Source organism: Pseudoalteromonas sp. NEC-BIFX-2020_015, from assembly GCF_012952265.1.
GTDB classification, from domain to species: domain Bacteria; phylum Pseudomonadota; class Gammaproteobacteria; order Enterobacterales; family Alteromonadaceae; genus Pseudoalteromonas; species Pseudoalteromonas neustonica.
This window is the reverse complement of record NZ_JABCJL010000028.1, coordinates 15,810-33,200: the sequence shown is the minus strand read 5'-3', so window position 1 is coordinate 33,200 and position 17,391 is coordinate 15,810. Positions and strand designations below refer to the sequence as shown.

Genomic DNA, 17,391 nt, shown 5'->3' with positions numbered 1-17,391 from the left:
AAAGAACCCGGTAAAAACTGGGTTCTTACTCCATCGTAACCCCAAGCCAGCAGAACATTGATATCAATTTAAGCCCACCAGCATGAATTAACTTCCACTATTAAAATAACGCGTATAACTATTCATTTCATAAATAACAGCCAATAAAAAGCCCTACACTTGGCAGGGCTCGGTAATAATAGCTTATTGTTACTGCCTTATTAGAGAGTGTTAAAACTCATAACTAAAGCTCACACTTAACTCTCTTGGTGTTTCTTGAGAACGAATTAGTACATCATTTTGCTCTACTTCAAAACTTTGTCCCAACATATTTTTCGCTTTAAATGTCAGTGTGGTATTAAACGTTGGATAATAACTATAAACCATGTCTAACGAGTTTAAAGGTTGCTCGTAAGCATCATCAAAGTTATTTACTCCCGCAGCTAAAATACGATCACCAAATACATTGTAGATAACAGATGCTTGATGCATGCCATCATGCGAATCGTAATTCAATTGTAAGTTGGCAACATATTTTGAGTGGCCAGTCATACGACGTTTTAGGTTGGTCAGATCGCCGCGCTGCTCCTGTGCAATTTCAACTTCTGAATCACTGAGTGTTAAATTACCAGAAGTAAAGAAAGCACCGCCGAGTAAATCACTATGTAACTCTGTTAACCATTCAGCTTCAATACCGTAAACATAGGCGGTGTCTGCATTATCAAACTGCAAAGTAAAACGGCCGTCGCTTTCTGTTAATAGCGCTTCAATTGGCTTATCAATATCTTTATAGAATGCGCCAACTGAGTAGTTATCGCCATTATCCATATAAAATTCGATGCGCGCATCAAAGTTATCTAAATAACTAGATTCTAAGTAAGGATTACCCAGTGTTCGATAACCCGTAAGCGGGTCTTGGAATTGAACTGGGCTTAACTCTCGTAAATCAGGACGAACAACTGTGCTGCCATAACCAAAACGAATTTGATACGAATCTTGGCTATATGTCATAGATAACGATGTAAAAAACTCATCTTCCATCACACTTGCTTGCTCTATTGCTTGTGCACTTAACTTGTCAGCAAGTAAAGCAGGATCAAATGCTGAACGAGAAAAAGCGAGCGCAACTTGGCGGAAGTCTTCGTAACGTACACCACCACTTACACGCCAATCTTGAGCAAATGTTATGTCAAAAGAGCCATAATAAGCATCGATCATTTGTGCTGCTAAGTAATCATCGGCGGTTGGTTCTTGGAACAACAACTCGACACCCGTTGAGTCAATAACTGAATCATTAGCAAAATAACTGCCTATTGAAAGTGCTTCGTCTTCACTTTGTGCTAAATCGAGTGACTGAGTTTGGCTAAAACGATAATTGAAAAAGTCTGTACGGTAATCACGTGTTTTTTCAACAAAATAACCACCACCTGCAATCTCAACTTCTGCGTTATCAAAGTAGAAAACTTTGTTTACGTTAACGCCCCAGTTTTCGACATCATCTTCTAACTCAACAAATCGATACAGATAAGGGTTACCGCCTAAGCTACCATTGTAAAAAGTGCGTTGGTATTTACCATCTAAGTACTCATCACGAACCGTTACTGTAAGCTCTCCAGGAATACTCGTTGTCGCTGTTGAATCAGTATATTGCCAATCAACGCCAACACCTTCAAGCAAGCCCCAGTCTAGGTTGTGCATACCGCGAAGTTGGAGTATCTCAAGTTCGCGCTCTTCGAAAGATGTTAAGTGGCTACGTTGTAATTGCCCAGCATCAATACTTAGTGATTTTGACGGTTCTTGATATAACGCAACTGAGGCTTCATCTTCAGTGTCTCGCAACATCATATAAGTAGCGGTTAAATCATGTCCCTTAATTTTATACCCTAAATTAACAGAGCTATTTAACTTTATATTATGCTTTGTCGATACTTCTTTTTCTGTTGCCGAATAACACGTAAAGTCATCTTTTGAACATGCGGACTCAGATGCGTCAACAGAAGACAGTACAGCGCTAAACTTCTCAGCATTAGACCATTCATTTTCATAGGCAACGGATGCTAGAAAACCAAAAGATCCGCCTAAGCCAAATAAATTATCAAAACGGTCGCCATAAACAGCTTTAATACCGGCATCAGGGTTTAAGCTTTCTTTTTCTAAGCCAAAATCTCTTGGTAATGCTTTTGCTAAACTTTTATTTAAATCTATCGCAGCGGCTTGACCAATATCAGTGCCTTGACGTTTTGACTCTACATCTCTTATGTTTCTATATGAGATATCAGACAGGCCATTAATATAGGTATTTAGCGCTGTTCTAATTGTACTAGGTAATGCTCGCGTGCCATCATCTTGACCTAGCCAATCATCATTGCCGCCATTATACGTATAGCCTTCGTCGTTTGTATCTTTGTAACTAGCGCCAATTTCAACTTTAAACAAAGTGTCACTTGGTATGCTCTTCGTTCTGATATTTACATCACCACCGCCAAAAGCTGCGGGCATATTAGGTGAATAAGCCTTTTGAACAGCCAAGGATTCAATAATACTTGATGGAAAGATATCAAGCGGAATGACATTTCGCGTTAGATCTGGGCTCGGCACTATTGCGCCATTTAAACGTACACTTGAGTAGCGCTCACCTAATCCACGTACATAAATAAACTTATCATTAACTAATGATAAGCCTGTAACACGACGAAGTGCCGAAGCGGCGTCACTGTCACCTGTTCGCGATATTTGCTCAGAACCCATTATATCAGCGACGAAAGCCTGATTTTTACGCTCATCTATTACCGCACTTGCACTGCCTTTAAGACGTGTGCCTGTTGCAACAACTTCTTCTATTGCTTCTTCATCTATTATTTCTTGTGCTTGATCAGCGAAAGAATGAAATGAAGAAAAAAGGGAGAGCAGAGATAAAGTTATTAGATTGGTTTTAAACTGCTTTTGATGTTTCATATTTATATCCTCTAAACCTAAAATTCCCTTAAAAAAGGCGCCGTAGCGCCTTGTAATTAGAGCCGGTCTAGATTAATTACTAGCGCGTTGTAAAGATGCGGCTACAAAATCAGCCCACTCACTTGATTCACCGTCTTTAAGTGCACCAATGTAGCCTGCATTAGTAAAGAAAGAGTTAACTTCGCTCATGTCTTTAGCTGTTGTAGCAACAGCAGTACCCTGCGAATCAGTAATTGTTGCCGCTGTTGAAACACCATCAGCACCTAGTACATTTGTAAAATCAGCAAAACCAATCAACTGGTTGTTTTCACCACCCGTAAACCAAGTATTTACATCAAAACTTGCTAGTGCACCCGTTAAAGGCGTATTCACGTCTTCAAAGTTCTTACCACACGCAAATATTGAGCTCATAAATGCGATATCGCCATTATTTGCATTGGCATGAACACCTGCATCACCTGATTTGTCTTTTTCATTATATAAGTCAAAACAGCCTGCACCATCTACTGACGAAGAGTTAACAAATAACATGTTAGCTAATTGTGCTTTGCCCCACTCTTTCATTTCCATACCAGCACCAGTTCGACGCCCTTCTGCGCCTTGGTCACCCGTGGTTACAACAGTTGCATTAGCAATTGTTGGGTTAGAAACGCTCGTCACTAAATCTTGTGCATCTGCTGATAATGGGTCAACCTTTGCACCATCAGTTTCAAAGCCATGATTACCATATTCATTTGAACGTACAAGAATGAATTGTCCATACCCTTTCCAGCCTTCATCCCAGTCAATACCATCATCACCTGTATCAGTGATAACAATGTGCTTGAGGTTAACGCTACCACCAAATAGTTCAATACCATCATCAAAACCATTATGAACATGCACATAATCAATCGTTGTGCCTGAACCAACAGCATTAAGAGTTAAACCGTTAAGCTCATCACCTTCAACACCAAAACCTGCATATTTAATAACAATGTGCTTGAGGATACCGCTGCTATCTTGCGGATCGTTACCGCCATAGTACGATACAATGCCTTCTGCAGAGTGGTTACACATATCCTGTGCAGCAGCAGCGGCTGTACAACGAATAGAATGACCACGGCCATTTACCTGAACGCCACCCCAGTCACCTATTTGTGCTGTTGTTGAATCATCACCATCAACCTCTTTGATACTGGTGAAAATGATTGGCTTATCTACTTCACCAATTGCTTCGATATTTGCACCACGCGCAACACGAATAAAGCTCTCAGGCTTAGTAAAAGCAATTGTTGAACCTGCTTCAATTGATAATGTAGGACCATTGCCATCAATTGTAGCGCCAGTTGATGTGTCTACATCATCACCAATAAATAATGCACCTTCAAACACATGTGCGCCGCCATTGCCTAAGGCAGAGATTACAAAAGAGCTGGTAATTTCTTTTGCGTTACTTGCAAATGCTTGACTGTAAATACAGTTAACACCTTCAGCTTCACCTGTAAATGTAGCTCCATCTAATGTGTATGTAGCGCAATTTAAGGTCTCACCACCGTTATTGCCACCACCTGAATTATCTACACTATTGTCTACACTGTTATCTACTGTTGTAGGTGTAACATTAATATCACCACCACCACAGCCAGCAAGAGTCATTGCAGCAGCCACTAGGCTGACTTTAAATAAACCAGATAATTTCATTGTTCACTCCGTTAAAGTATTTAATTATTTTGTTAGCGCATTAAGTAAAACTCAAGTCACTTTAAAGCACGAAAGCCATGCCTTAAGGTCACTTGAGCCTTAGAACGAGCACTACAATACGGGAGGTGTATGACAGCGAGGTTACACTTTAATAAACATAAAATGACAATGTGCATTTTTGACTAAAAAACCAATTATCCTTATATAACAAATTGTTACAAATTAAAAAAACGAAAAAAACCGCCCGAAGGCGGTTTTGGTGTTGCGATTATAAACTCAAGATATGATCAGCTCATAGCCCACTTTATGTCATTTAAATTACGACAATATTAAAGCAGTGCTGTGCGTAAGGTTTCAGCATGGAGCTTTTCACGCTTGACGTATTTGATCCATTGTTCAGCTAATCGCTGAGATTTTTTATGTTTTTCAGCTTGTTCAAACGCCAATATAGATGCATCAAAATTTTGTAAACTGTATTGCGCCATACCAAGTGCTACATAAGCATTAGATTCAAAATCGAGTGAGCCTTTCTCTAGCGCTTTACGAGCTGCATCGGCAGCGTCTTCATACTTTTCAAGGTTAACGTACACCTCTGCTAGACGTTGCTCGTACTTACCGTGATCTGACTGCTGTGCAGCTTTACTAAAATAAGGTATTGATTTTTCTTCTTCTTTTGCTTGTATCATGGCTTCTGCGATAAAAGCATAATTTTTTGCTGTCGCTTGGACTATCTCATTATCTATTGCAGTACTCATAACATTCGCCGCTTTATAAGCGAGGCCATTATATAGATACACTTGCGATAACTGCCGAAGGTCTGATTTTGACGTTAAAAAACCTTGCTGATAGGCAGCTTCAAAAATAGCTAACTGTTCTTTCTCCTTGCCAGTTTCACCATACATGCCGCCAAGCTGCACCCAATATTGGGGCTTATTATACAGTTTAACCATACGCTCTAATACGGTAACGACTTTATCTGTATTACCGAGCGAATAGTACATAGCGCGTTGCAAAACAAGCCAATTTTCTTTTGGCTCTTTCCCTTCACTATCGCTTAGTGCAATTGCATGCTCGATATTATTAATACCATTTTGATAATCTTTTAACTGATAATAAGCCTGTGATTTAAGCACATAGTACGCGTCTGTTTTAGGCTTGGTATTGATTGTGTCCCACTGCGCTAAAAAGTTTAAGGTTTTGTTGTAGTCGCTATTTGCCATTGCTAGTTGCGCTAAACTAAAGCTGGTACTTAAACGAAGAGATTCTGGGATCTCATCCTCAGCAATCACTTTTTCAAACGATGCTATCGCTTTGGTTAAATCATTCTCGTTGTAATAAATAAAACCATAAAAATTGTACATCATGGCCTTTTCATACGAGTTCATACTTGATGAACGCTCATTAATGTCGTCAAGTGCAGCAAGACCCGCTTGTGCATCACCATCATCTGCAAGCTTTTGTGCACGCGCCAATTGGCTATACACTTTTTCACGTAGCGCTGGTACACGCTTTGTTTTAATTTCATCTGCGTAGGCTGTCGCCACATTAATGCCTGGTAACATACTCACTAAGCTTGGTAGTGTAATACTTGCACTCAATGCTAAAGAACAAAAGAATGCTGTTTTTAATAGTTTCATAATCGCCTCGTTTCTCTATCCAATTATTAAGGGCTAGCCGTTTATCTGGAAAGAAATTTTATTCTGTACACCCGCAACTTCAACCGCTTCACCGTCTACTACGCGTGGTTTATATTTAAATTTAAGAGCGGCATCCATCGCTGCCTGATCAAATAATGACTCTGGCTCAGCTTTTACTACTTTTGCATCACGTACTGTGCCTTGCCTGGTTACTGTAAATTCAACAATCACATACCCTTCAATACCACGCGATAAAGCGCGACGCGGATAAACGGGTGCCACTTTTACAATGGGTAGGTATTCACCATCACTTGAATCAAGCGCTAAGCCACCGCTTAAACTCACATCAGCGTCCACACTGGCACCAAAATCAAAATTAGCTGCACTGGCATTAGGATCACTATTTTGCATTTGTGGTGATTCCATTGGCGGCGGTGGCTCTTTTGGTGTGGGTGGTTTTTGAGGCTTACGCTCTTTCTTTTGTACACTCTCTTCTTTTTTAAGACGCACAAAATCAAGTACATTGCCTTTGGCAGGCTCAGTCATCGCCCCCTCGCCACCGGTGATAAGTGCCTGCATGCCTAAAAACAGCATAAAAGTCACAACACCGGCAATAAATAATGCTACTAAATAACGCATTATGCTTCCTTAGGCCTCTTGTGCCGCAATAGATACGTCAAACACGCCTGCTGCACGCGCTGCATCCATCACCTTGATAAGTGTGTCAGTGGTTGATTTTTTATCAGCTTGAATAACCACACTGCCTTGTGGGTTTTCTGCTTTTAGGCGCTCAATATTCGCTTGCACTGCCCGTACATCAACTTGGCGTTTGTTGATCCAAATTTCGCCTTCGTCTGAAATAGCGACTAAGATATTTGCCCGTTCTTTTTTAACAGCTGTAGCCGCTTCAGGACGATTTACATCAATACCCGCTTCTTTAACAAACGAGGCGGTAACAATAAAGAAAATGAGCATGATGAAAACAACATCCAACATAGGTGTCATGTTAATTTCTTCTGCTTCATCTTCTTGAAAAAGACTTCCTAATGGGGCTCTCATTTTATTCTCCTGATGCATGCGGCTGTCGCCGCATGCTAAAAAATTATTGTTTTAATGGTCTAAAACCATGCTGTCTTCAAGTAGTGCAACTTCGCGCTTCGCTTTACGCTGTAAATACGTTGAAGCGAATACGCCGGATAACGCCCCCACCATGCCTGCCATTGTTGGGATAGTTGCTTTTGAGACACCGGATGCCATAGAACGAGCACTACCTGTACCTGTTATCGCCATAACATCAAACACTTCTATCATGCCAGTTACCGTACCGAGTAAACCTAACAACGGACATAACGCAACCATCACATTAATAAGCGCTAAATTAGCGTTTAGTCTCATTCCTGCACGTGAAATAGTGGCTTGGCGTATTTGCTCTGCGTTCCAGCTATTACGCTCATTACGCCCTGTCCAACTTGTTTTAACAGTATGCTTGTAGTGCCTAAAACCATTAAAAAAGTATATAAATCGCTCGAGTATCAATAACCACATCGCGAAGATTAACACTCCGATGACCAATAAAACTTGGCCACCAGTGTCGAGAAAATCACGGATAGCATTGATTGAATCAATCAATAGCACCATGGGTTATGCTCCCTTTTCGCTACGCTCAGCGATAATACCCGCGCTTTGCTCTTGTAAGATAAGTAGCAAGTTTTTAGAGCGTGTATTCAATAAGGTGTACAAAAATACTGTTGGGATAGCCACAACCAAACCAAGTACCGTTGTGACGAGTGCTTGTGAGATACCACCTGCCATTAATTTAGGATCCCCCGTACCAAACAAAGTTATTGCTTGGAAGGTATTAATCATACCCGTTACTGTACCTAGTAAACCTAAAAGCGGTGCAACCACTGAGATAATTTTAATCAGTGTTAAGTTACGTGTAATTTTTGGCATCTCACGTAAAATAGCTTCGCTTAGTTTCAGCTCAAGGGTGTCGTATGCAACAGACGGGTATTGGTCTTTTACTTTCATTACACGACCAAGCGGGTTGTCATCACGTGGTACGTCATCTTTAAGTTGACGACGAATTCTGCCACCCATCAGCATTAACGAAATAAAGCGCTCAATGGCAATTAATAGTGCTAATAAACCAACACCTAGAATCACATAACCCACTGCACCGCCTTGATGTACTTGCTCAGTGGTATCTGGCGCTTGTACAAGTAAACCAAGGATAGAGCCACCTGTTGGGTCAAGTGCAAATTGCACTGTCCCTGATGACGTTTGTTGTAAGTCTGCTGCAGTTGACGTAAAACGTCCTACTGGCTGGCGAGTTAATTCACTGAGCGTATTTGTGCTGGCGTTATATTCTAAATATTTACCTTGTGAAATAAGGTTAAATGCACCAACACGCATAACTTCTTGCTGTGCTTTATTGCCACCTTCAACAATGACATCCGTCGTAAAGCGAGACACTTTACCTTGCTCTGTCATTTCACGTTGCAGCTCGTACCATACTTGTTCAATGTCTTCGATTGATGCAAGCTTAGACGTTGATCCCATTTTTTGAGCCAGATCATCCATAAATTGACCGCGCCCTGGTAATTGGGCAGAAACAACAGAGGTTGCAAACTTATTGCTTGAGTCTCCAGCAACTTGCTGCAGTACACCAAATAACTCTTTCAACGAACCCATTCGTTTAGATAATGTATCCGTTTGATTGGCTAGCTTAATTTCATTTCCTTCAAACAGTGTTTCAAGACGCTCTGATTCAGAAAGCATATTGTTACGCTGTGCTTGAGTATTTTTGAGCATTTGCACTTGATCATTTTGTCGTGCGATAAACTCTTGCTCACGTTGCTTGTTCTCGACCGATTGCTGTGTTTTACCTTGCTCTAAGGTTTTAAGTAATGAATCTAAATCCATAGCATCTGCAGCAAATGTGCTACCAGCAAAGCCAAGTGTTGCGCCAAATAAAGCGATTTTGGTCATTTTTGTAAAAAGTGTCATTTTTAACCTCTTAATCCGCAGCGTGAACTGGCAGTGTTAACATATCTGGGGCTAGTTGTTTACGTGCTATGCGTAAACCTTTATTAATTTGACTGATTGTTGAATCTGGTAGCGCGACAAAACCATTACTATCTTGATCCCACGAACCTGCTTTTTTACCGTCACGAGTCAGATAAATAAGCTCTAAACGACCAATGCGAAGAAAATCAACTTCACGCTCTTGCCCATCAACATCAAGCAAAGCCGTATACGCTTCAATTGTGCGGCCATAATCTACTTCAACCTGATAGGCTTCTAATACACGACGGAATTTTTCACTTGAGTTAATATCCGCTCTGTCCATCATGGTTTTTAAAGAGGCTAAACGTTTTTCGCGTTCATCAGTAAGAAACGGCACGTCAAGGGCAACAAATTGCTCTAAACCTGTGATCATACGTAGCATTAAAGGGGTAATTTGACGCTCTATAATAGAAACCTGATCCATTGAAAGGCTCAAAGCTTCCATTTCTGACATTTGATTGCTCAGTTGCTTACTTAACTGCGCGTTATAAACAGTTAAACCGTCTATTTCTTTATTAAGGGTTTTAAACTGTTGTAAACGCCCTTGCATTGAATCTGCAATCTTGTCTATTTTTGTTTGTGATTGCGCAGCTGATTTATTAATTTCACTGCTTTTATCGATAACCTTATTTAAATCATTTGCTTGGACTGTCGCACTCATGGCCACAATACCTGCTAAGATCAATGGTTTAACGCCTTTCATCGCATACACCTTTACTCGTTAATTAGCGGATTTGCTAGTTGCTTAATATCAATGCACGAGATTCTATAGGTGAAAAATGACAAGGGTGTTGCGCAAAAAAGTCTATTTCATGACAACCGTCATAATTACAACGTTTAAAGGTATTAATTCTAAGGATAAATAGTAAGAAGTGATTTTTTTTAGCAGCCGCAGAGAATATATGCTCAGATTAATTGAGGCGTTAAGATTGAGTCAATACGTCACGAATACGTGTAATAACGTCATCCGCATTCGTGTAGTTAATAGCAATTGCATAATATTGATTCTGATAATAAAGCACCAGTGATGGAAAACCATGAACCGGTAATTGCTGAACAAATTGAAGCTCTTGCTGAAATTCCTGATTCAGAAGGTCACTGCCAAATAATTGTAAGAACTCATTGGTATCTATTCCTACTTGTTGAGCAAATGAGAGCAAGTCATCGGCATTAGAGGGGTTTTTAGCTAATAAATAGTAACCTTTTTGAATCGCTTCAAGCATGGCGTGCTCTTTATTAAAGTACCGAGCAGTAATTACAGCACGACATGCCGGGTAAGTGCTGCGTCTAGGCTCACAATTACGCCAAAAATCAAAATTAAATTCAGCCCCTGTTTGATCTGAAATTCGTTGCCAAGTCTGCTGCAAAAACTTTTGCATACTCATGGCCATAGGCTCATCAGAATCAGGAGCTAGACCGCCAACTTTATAGACAATATCAAGTTCTGTGGCTAAGCGAGCTTGGATCTCTTGCCATGTTTTACTAAACCCCCAACACCAACTACACATAGGATCATAAACATAGATCAAGCTTGCGTTATTATTCATACTTATTGACCTGATATAACACAATTACGGCCAGCGCGTTTAGCATCATATAAACATTCATCTGCGCGTTTGACGGCTTGGTTAAACTCAGATATTTTATTTACCTGCGCAACACCAATACTGCAAGTAATGGTGGTTTTTTGCGTTTGAGTAAATATGATTGTTTGTGTTGAAACATACTCTCTAAATTTATCTGCAATAGAAAAAGCGGCATCGGAGTCAATTCTAGGTAATATAACCATGAACTCCTCACCACCATAGCGTACTTTTATATCTGAAGAGCGTAACTGGGATTCAAGAAACGTGCTAAATTCAATAAGAACGTGATCACCAAAATCATGACCAAAGCTATCATTTATATATTTAAAGTTATCAAGATCCATAAGTAAAACTGTAAATGGAAAGTATTGTTCTGGCCGTGATTTAGCAAGCGGTAAAAAATGACTCGTAATAAATCGGCGATTGGCTAAGCCCGTTAGTTGATCTGTGTGTGCATCCTGTTTTTGTAATAGCGTCATATGCGCTATTTCCATATGACTTTTATTCCGAAAATACTCGCCTATGAAGGTAAATAAAAAGACTAAAATAAAAGATGCACTAAAGCGCACTTTTTCCGCATAACCGTATTTAACTTGTCCTATATCAGGGCCATATAGTAAAAAACACGACACGCATAGTAAAACTGATACACCGATTAAGCCAATTCTTAAACCCAGCGTTGAAAATGCAACCACTGGGTAGAACATTAACCAATATAATGCCGTATTTTCTTTACCGCCAGTGTAAACAAGCGCGACACATAAAATGCAGATAATACCCAGCACAAGCGCAGCAACCGCATTTAAATGCCCTGTACGCATAAAGTAAATTGCACACACTAAAAAAGTAATGTCCGATACGACTAACATGACAGTCAGTGGCTTAGCGTAAATATGATAATTGAGCACAACCAGTGTAGTGACTAAAACCAAAGCAATAGAGATCATAGTAAAAAACGTAAAAGCACGGCGTTGTTTTTCTGCACTATAGACACTTTCTATATTAATCAATTTAAGCCAACTTGGTTGGCTCGTATTCTGTTCAGGCATTATATATCTTTCATTTTTAAATCAGTGAGTTATTAGACTTTAAAACGTAATACCATTTTCTCTAACTCATCAAATTGTAGTTTAAGGTGTGTACATTCAGCTAAAGTATTATTTAAATTAAGCTGTCCTTGCTGTGACAATTCACTGATTGTATGAATATCGCTATCTAATGACTGTATGACGACATTTTGCTCAGTCGTAGCATTAGCAACGCTATGATTAACCTCATCGATTGATTCAATCGTTTTGGTAACTCCCGCCATTTTTTCACCAGCACCATGTGCTTGTTGAACGCTATTTTCACTTTCAATTAAGCTTGCTTTCATTACCGCTACAGCGCTGGCTGACCCTTGTTGTAATTGACTTACAGTGTTTTCAATTTCCTGCGTTGATTGTTGTGTTCGATGCGCCAACTGACGAACTTCATCTGCAACAACAGCAAAACCTCGCCCTGCCTCACCCGCTCGAGCAGCTTCAATTGCAGCGTTAAGAGCCAGTAAGTTCGTTTGCTCACTGACCCCTTTTATAACTTCAAGCACTTGGCCAATGCTTGCTGAATGCTCCGCTAAGCTATTAATTGTGACTTGTGCTTTTTCCATATTTTCAGATAACACATTAATCGCATTAATGTTATCAGTTAATGACTGCTGGCTTTGTACTGATTGCGAATTTGCTTCACTGGCTAGATTTGAGGCATTACTCGCACTGTTCGATATTTCAACGGCACTAGAAGAGAGTTGATTAATTGCAGTAGCCACATTATCTGTACGTTTGGTTTGATCGCCATACATATTAAGGGTTGACTGCGTTTGATCTACTAAACTCTCAACTGAACGTTCAAGTTCTATCGTTGTCGTTTTAACCTGCTCAATGGATGTGTGTATTTTATCAATAAAGGCATTAAAGTAACCTGAGAGTTCACCAAATTCATCATTATTTTCAATAACTAAACGGCGAGTTAAATCACCTTCACCTTGTGCTATATCTTTTATTGCGTCATTTAAACGATGCATAGGCCGCATTAAATAACGCAAAGAAAACTGCATCATTAATACAATAGCAGTGATCCCAAGCAACATATAAATCGCGGCCATATTGCGAAAAGAATCAACAGAAGAAAATGCGATGCTTTTATCAATCACAACACCAAGATACCAGTCAACATTTTCAATGCCTTTAATTTGTGTAAATGACACTAAGTGCTCTACACCATTAATATCTAATTCTACAAATTGAGGATCGAGAGTAAGTTTCTCACCTAATAAATCAACCATTGATTTATCATTATATTGGGTCTGAGGGTGACTTAAAATACGCCCATCGCTATCGAGTAAAAAACCATAACCGAATCCTAAAAAATCTATTTCGTTAACAATTTTAGTAATGGTTTTCATATCAATATCAGCACCGGCTACCCCAGTGAAGCGCCCTGCAATAGTAATAGGCGCAACAGCAGATATAGTTAGCTCATTGGTAGTAACATCAATATAAGGGGTCGTAAATGCGGTTGTTGTTTTGTTTTCAACTAATTTATACCATGGTCGAGTTGTTGCGTCATAGTCTGCGGGAAGCTGAATCGTTTGATCATTTAAAACAAATGTACCATCCGGTTTGCCAATATATGTATTTTTAAACCCACCAGCCATTTCAGCAGTATTTAATTGCGATAACGTGAGTGATTTTGCGTCATTCTCTTGATGTGTTTTAGCAACCGCTAAAACAATAGCTAACTTATCATTAAGCCAATTAGCTATATTTTGTGAAACTGATTGTGAGCTTTCTTGTAAAACAAGGGATAATTGCTGTTGCGTTTGTGTACGCATTGAAATGAAGTTATTTATAGTAAATAAACCAAGAACTAACACCAGCACAATTGACGCTGCGATCGTGACTTTAGTTGTAAATTTGAGAGAGCTTTGCATGGCAAACCTATTTTAATTTATTATTTTTATTAACAAATGACTTTGTAACAAAAATAGACCTATTTGTCTTATATAATTGTATTTCGTAACGACAATACAGTTAAAAACAATAATAAAGGATGATTAAATAGCTAACTGTGTTATCAATCCAGGTATTTAATAAGTATAGAATTAAAATAGAAATATGAAATAAAGTAACAAAAAAGGGGCTAATTATAGCCCCTTTTAACATTCTGAAACTTAAAGTAATGTTTGGTAATTATTCCACTCGCGTACAAGATTGATATTTAAATTACTTTCAAAGTTCTGCCATTGCCACGTTTTACCATCATTAGGGTCTAACTGTGCATTTAACTTAATGAGTAAATCATGGTGCTTATTCTTTTCAAGCCAATGTATAAAAAAAGCAGTTGTTTTATAACCATCGTTATAATTACCGCCAATTTTTCGTTGTGACATATCAACGTAGCCTGCTTTTATACGAACAACATCTGCAATGCCTTCAATAAGTGGTCCTATGTTTTTATAGTTTGCATCATCAAGTTGATAGGCATGCGCAATTTCATGATACAAAACGCCAATCAATTCATCCGCCATAGCGCGTTTACCATGATCAGCTTGATACTTTTTCAGGTATTGCGCACTAATGTGAATTTTAGCACCACTAAAGTCACCTTCTTTGAACGCAACGCCATCCATATCTTCAAGACTAATTGCTAACGTAGGTAACGCAGGTGCATTCGCTTGGTATTTATAAAGTAAGCGGGCAACATTATAGCTAACTTGTTGTACTAGCTCAGTGGTCAAATCACTCCACTGCGATAATTGCTCAGAACTTGTATTAGTAAGCGTAACCACTGGTAAATAAAACTGTTGCCATTGAATATCAGCGTTAAACTGCACGGGTTTTAATTGCTCGCTCACTGGTGTTTTAGCCATCACATTCGCACTCAACAGTAGAGTTATCAATGTTGACGCTGATAATGATTTTTTAGTAAAAGAAGCCATTTTCACCCCTTATATTTACTAAGTGCAGGTGGGCGAGCTGAATGAGCTGTGCCCCACGTTTTATTTGGTTTATCACCCATTTGGTAACGTAGTTCTCCACCATTAATTATTTCTGCATGCATTAAATAGTTACGTGTAAGTGGCTTACCATTGAGTGTTACTGATTGAATGTATAAATTTTCTTCGCTGATATCTTTAGCGAACGTTGTAAAGCTTTTCCCTTGTGCGAGCTTTAAGGTCACTTTTTCTACTTGCGGAGCACCTATCGCGTAACTTAAATCACCCGGTGCCACTGGGTAAAAACCCATTGCCGAGAAAATGTACCATGCTGACATTTGGCCAACATCATCATTACCTGCTAAACCGTCAGGCTTATCTGAGCTAAGTGTATCCATTATTTGGCGAATACGCTCTTGCGTGCGCCACGGTTTGCCTGCGTAATTATATAAATAAGCAATATGATGACTTGGCTCATTACCATGAGCATAGTTGCCTATTAGCCCTGCAATATCTTCATGTTCTTTGATCATGTCAGCTGAAAGATGAGTGTCAAAAAGAGCATCTAAACGGCCTTCAAACTTATCGTCGCCTCCCATTAAGTCAATCAAACCAGCAACGTCATGCGGAACATAAAAGCTGTATTGATTTGAATTACCTTCTGTAAATGGCCCCATGTATTTTGCAGCTTCAGGGTTAAAATCAGGATTCCAATTACCTTTACTATCTTTGCCACGCATGTAACCTGTTTGCTTATCAAATACATTTTTGTAGTTCATTGCACGAGCATAATATTCTTTTGCAAGCTGCTTTTTACCCATAGCGTTAAACATTTGTGCAATTGCAAAATCATCGTAAGCGTATTCTAATGTGATTGATACTGACTCAGGCAATACATCCATTGGCACATAGCCAAATTTTTTGTATTGAGGAATAGCATCATAAACCGGGTTATTGGCAGTATTAATTGTTGCTTCAACGGCTAAGTCAATATCAAAGTCACGAATGCCTTTAAGGTACGCATCTGCAATAACGGACACTGCATGATAGCCAATCATAGTCCATGTTTCGTGGCCGTGGAATGACCAAATTGGCAACATATTTTCATAACTTTGCTGATAATGAACCAGCATTGATTGCACCATTGATGATACGCGATCAGGGTCGATTATCGTAAGTAGTGGATGAAGTGCACGATAAGTATCCCATAAACTAAATAAGGTGTAATGCTCAAACCCTTTACCTTCATGGATTTCACCATCAACGCCACGATACTGACCATTTACATCCTGATAAATATTGGGTGCTTGAAGCGCATGATATAACGCGGTGTAAAACTGACGCTTTTGGCTTTTTGTGCCTTCGACATCGACTTTATCTAAATAGGTTGCCCATTGTGCTTTTGCGTCAGCTCTTGTTTTATCAAAATCCCAGTGTGGCAGCTCTGTTTTCAAGTTTTCAAGTGCATTGCTTCTGCTCACAGCAGATAAACCCACTTTTATATAAAGCGGCTCATCTTTTAAACCATCAAAACTGGCAACAAACTTAACGGCTTTACCCGCTGCAATTTTCACTGCTTTATTTTCAATTGTTGAATGTTTTTCTTTGCCTAAACAATCCATACAGCGGTAACGTTTATCATCTTCATTAATAAAGTTATAGTCACTGATTGGTTTTGAAAATTCGATAGCAAAGTACATCTGGCGGTTATTTGCCCAGCCATTCGTTGCACGATAAGCAACCAGTGTATGATCATCAATTAATCGAATGTCACTCCAAATTACTTTGTTTTCAAAATTATATATTGCAGCGGTTAAATCAATTAAAACATGCCCTGCATCAGCGTCATTGAACGTATATTTATGCATACCAACGCGTTGTGAGGCGGTAACTTGAGCTGTAATGTTATAGTCTTGTAATTCAACGCCATAGTAGCCTGGCTCTGACCACTCTTTATCGTGCGAAAAACGAGAACGATAGCCTGCCTCAGGATTTTCAGCGCTACCTGGTGTGGTTTTAATCTCACCGGTCATGGGCATGATCAACAAATCCCCCAGATCAGAATGCCCAGTGCCTGAAAAATGCGTATGCGAAAAACCAACGATAGTGTGATCATCATAATGATAACCTGCACAACGTTTGTATATTTCAGGCTGCGGTGATACCCCGCGCATCGGATTATCTGTATCTGGACTCAATTGCACCATTCCAAATGGGACCACTGCACCTGGAAACAAATGACCATCTCCACCCGTCCCTATAAACGTGTCTACCCATTGGGTATTTGAGTGCTGTGTTGCATACGTATTTAGACTCACTAAACTGCCACACAGCAACAGAGAAGTGTAGAAAGACGCTTTCATAGTCGTTCCTTTTTAATTAATTATTGATTTTTGGATCGTTCCAGTGAACTTATAATAACGCGCTATTGAATACGTATTCAATAGAAAATAGGTAAATTTGTAAAATAATTGCGATTGATGAAAGGAAGTACTTTTTTCAGGTA

Annotated in this window: 13 protein-coding genes; all 13 read right to left on the bottom strand. The window is 39.4% G+C overall.

What is annotated here, in order from left to right:
• Positions 1-210: 210 nt before the first annotated feature.
• Positions 211-2,934: a TonB-dependent receptor gene (locus HH219_RS17690; protein ID WP_169328199.1), complete on the bottom strand. Its 2,724-nt coding sequence runs from the start codon at positions 2,932-2,934 to the stop codon at positions 211-213.
• Between the two features lie 72 nt (positions 2,935-3,006).
• Complete coding sequence (locus HH219_RS17685) at positions 3,007-4,617, bottom strand: hypothetical protein (protein WP_054203708.1); 1,611 nt, start codon at positions 4,615-4,617, stop codon at positions 3,007-3,009.
• 329 nt (positions 4,618-4,946) lie between these two features.
• Positions 4,947-6,254, bottom strand: coding sequence for a tetratricopeptide repeat protein (locus HH219_RS17680; protein ID WP_054203709.1), 1,308 nt, complete (start codon positions 6,252-6,254; stop codon positions 4,947-4,949).
• Between the two features lie 33 nt (positions 6,255-6,287).
• A complete protein-coding gene (locus HH219_RS17675; RefSeq protein ID WP_054203710.1) occupies positions 6,288-6,893 on the bottom strand; it encodes an energy transducer TonB in 606 nt (201 codons plus the stop codon).
• Positions 6,894-6,902: 9 nt separating this feature from the next.
• Positions 6,903-7,313, bottom strand: coding sequence for a biopolymer transporter ExbD (locus HH219_RS17670; RefSeq protein ID WP_054203711.1), 411 nt, complete (start codon positions 7,311-7,313; stop codon positions 6,903-6,905).
• 51 nt (positions 7,314-7,364) lie between these two features.
• A complete protein-coding gene (locus tag HH219_RS17665; protein ID WP_054203712.1) occupies positions 7,365-7,892 on the bottom strand; it encodes a MotA/TolQ/ExbB proton channel family protein in 528 nt (175 codons plus the stop codon).
• A gap of 3 nt (positions 7,893-7,895) precedes the next feature.
• Positions 7,896-9,263, bottom strand: coding sequence for a MotA/TolQ/ExbB proton channel family protein (locus HH219_RS17660; protein WP_169328198.1), 1,368 nt, complete (start codon positions 9,261-9,263; stop codon positions 7,896-7,898).
• A 10-nt stretch (positions 9,264-9,273) separates the two neighbouring features.
• A complete protein-coding gene (locus HH219_RS17655; RefSeq protein ID WP_054203714.1) occupies positions 9,274-10,026 on the bottom strand; it encodes a DUF3450 domain-containing protein in 753 nt (250 codons plus the stop codon).
• 220 nt (positions 10,027-10,246) lie between these two features.
• On the bottom strand, positions 10,247-10,870 hold the full coding sequence (locus HH219_RS17650) for a DsbA family protein (protein ID WP_211842179.1): 624 nt from the start codon (positions 10,868-10,870) through the stop codon (positions 10,247-10,249).
• Between the two features lie 2 nt (positions 10,871-10,872).
• Complete coding sequence (locus HH219_RS17645) at positions 10,873-11,958, bottom strand: GGDEF domain-containing protein (RefSeq protein ID WP_169328197.1); 1,086 nt, start codon at positions 11,956-11,958, stop codon at positions 10,873-10,875.
• 32 nt (positions 11,959-11,990) lie between these two features.
• Positions 11,991-13,880 (bottom strand): methyl-accepting chemotaxis protein, encoded by a 1,890-nt coding sequence (locus HH219_RS17640; RefSeq protein ID WP_169328196.1) that lies wholly within the window; start codon positions 13,878-13,880, stop codon positions 11,991-11,993.
• A gap of 240 nt (positions 13,881-14,120) precedes the next feature.
• Positions 14,121-14,888, bottom strand: coding sequence for a basic secretory protein-like protein (locus HH219_RS17635; protein ID WP_169328195.1), 768 nt, complete (start codon positions 14,886-14,888; stop codon positions 14,121-14,123).
• A gap of 2 nt (positions 14,889-14,890) precedes the next feature.
• Positions 14,891-17,248 carry a GH92 family glycosyl hydrolase gene (locus HH219_RS17630; protein WP_169328194.1) on the bottom strand — a complete coding sequence of 786 codons (2,358 nt, stop codon included), beginning with the start codon at positions 17,246-17,248 and terminating at the stop codon, positions 14,891-14,893.
• Positions 17,249-17,391 lie beyond the last annotated feature (143 nt).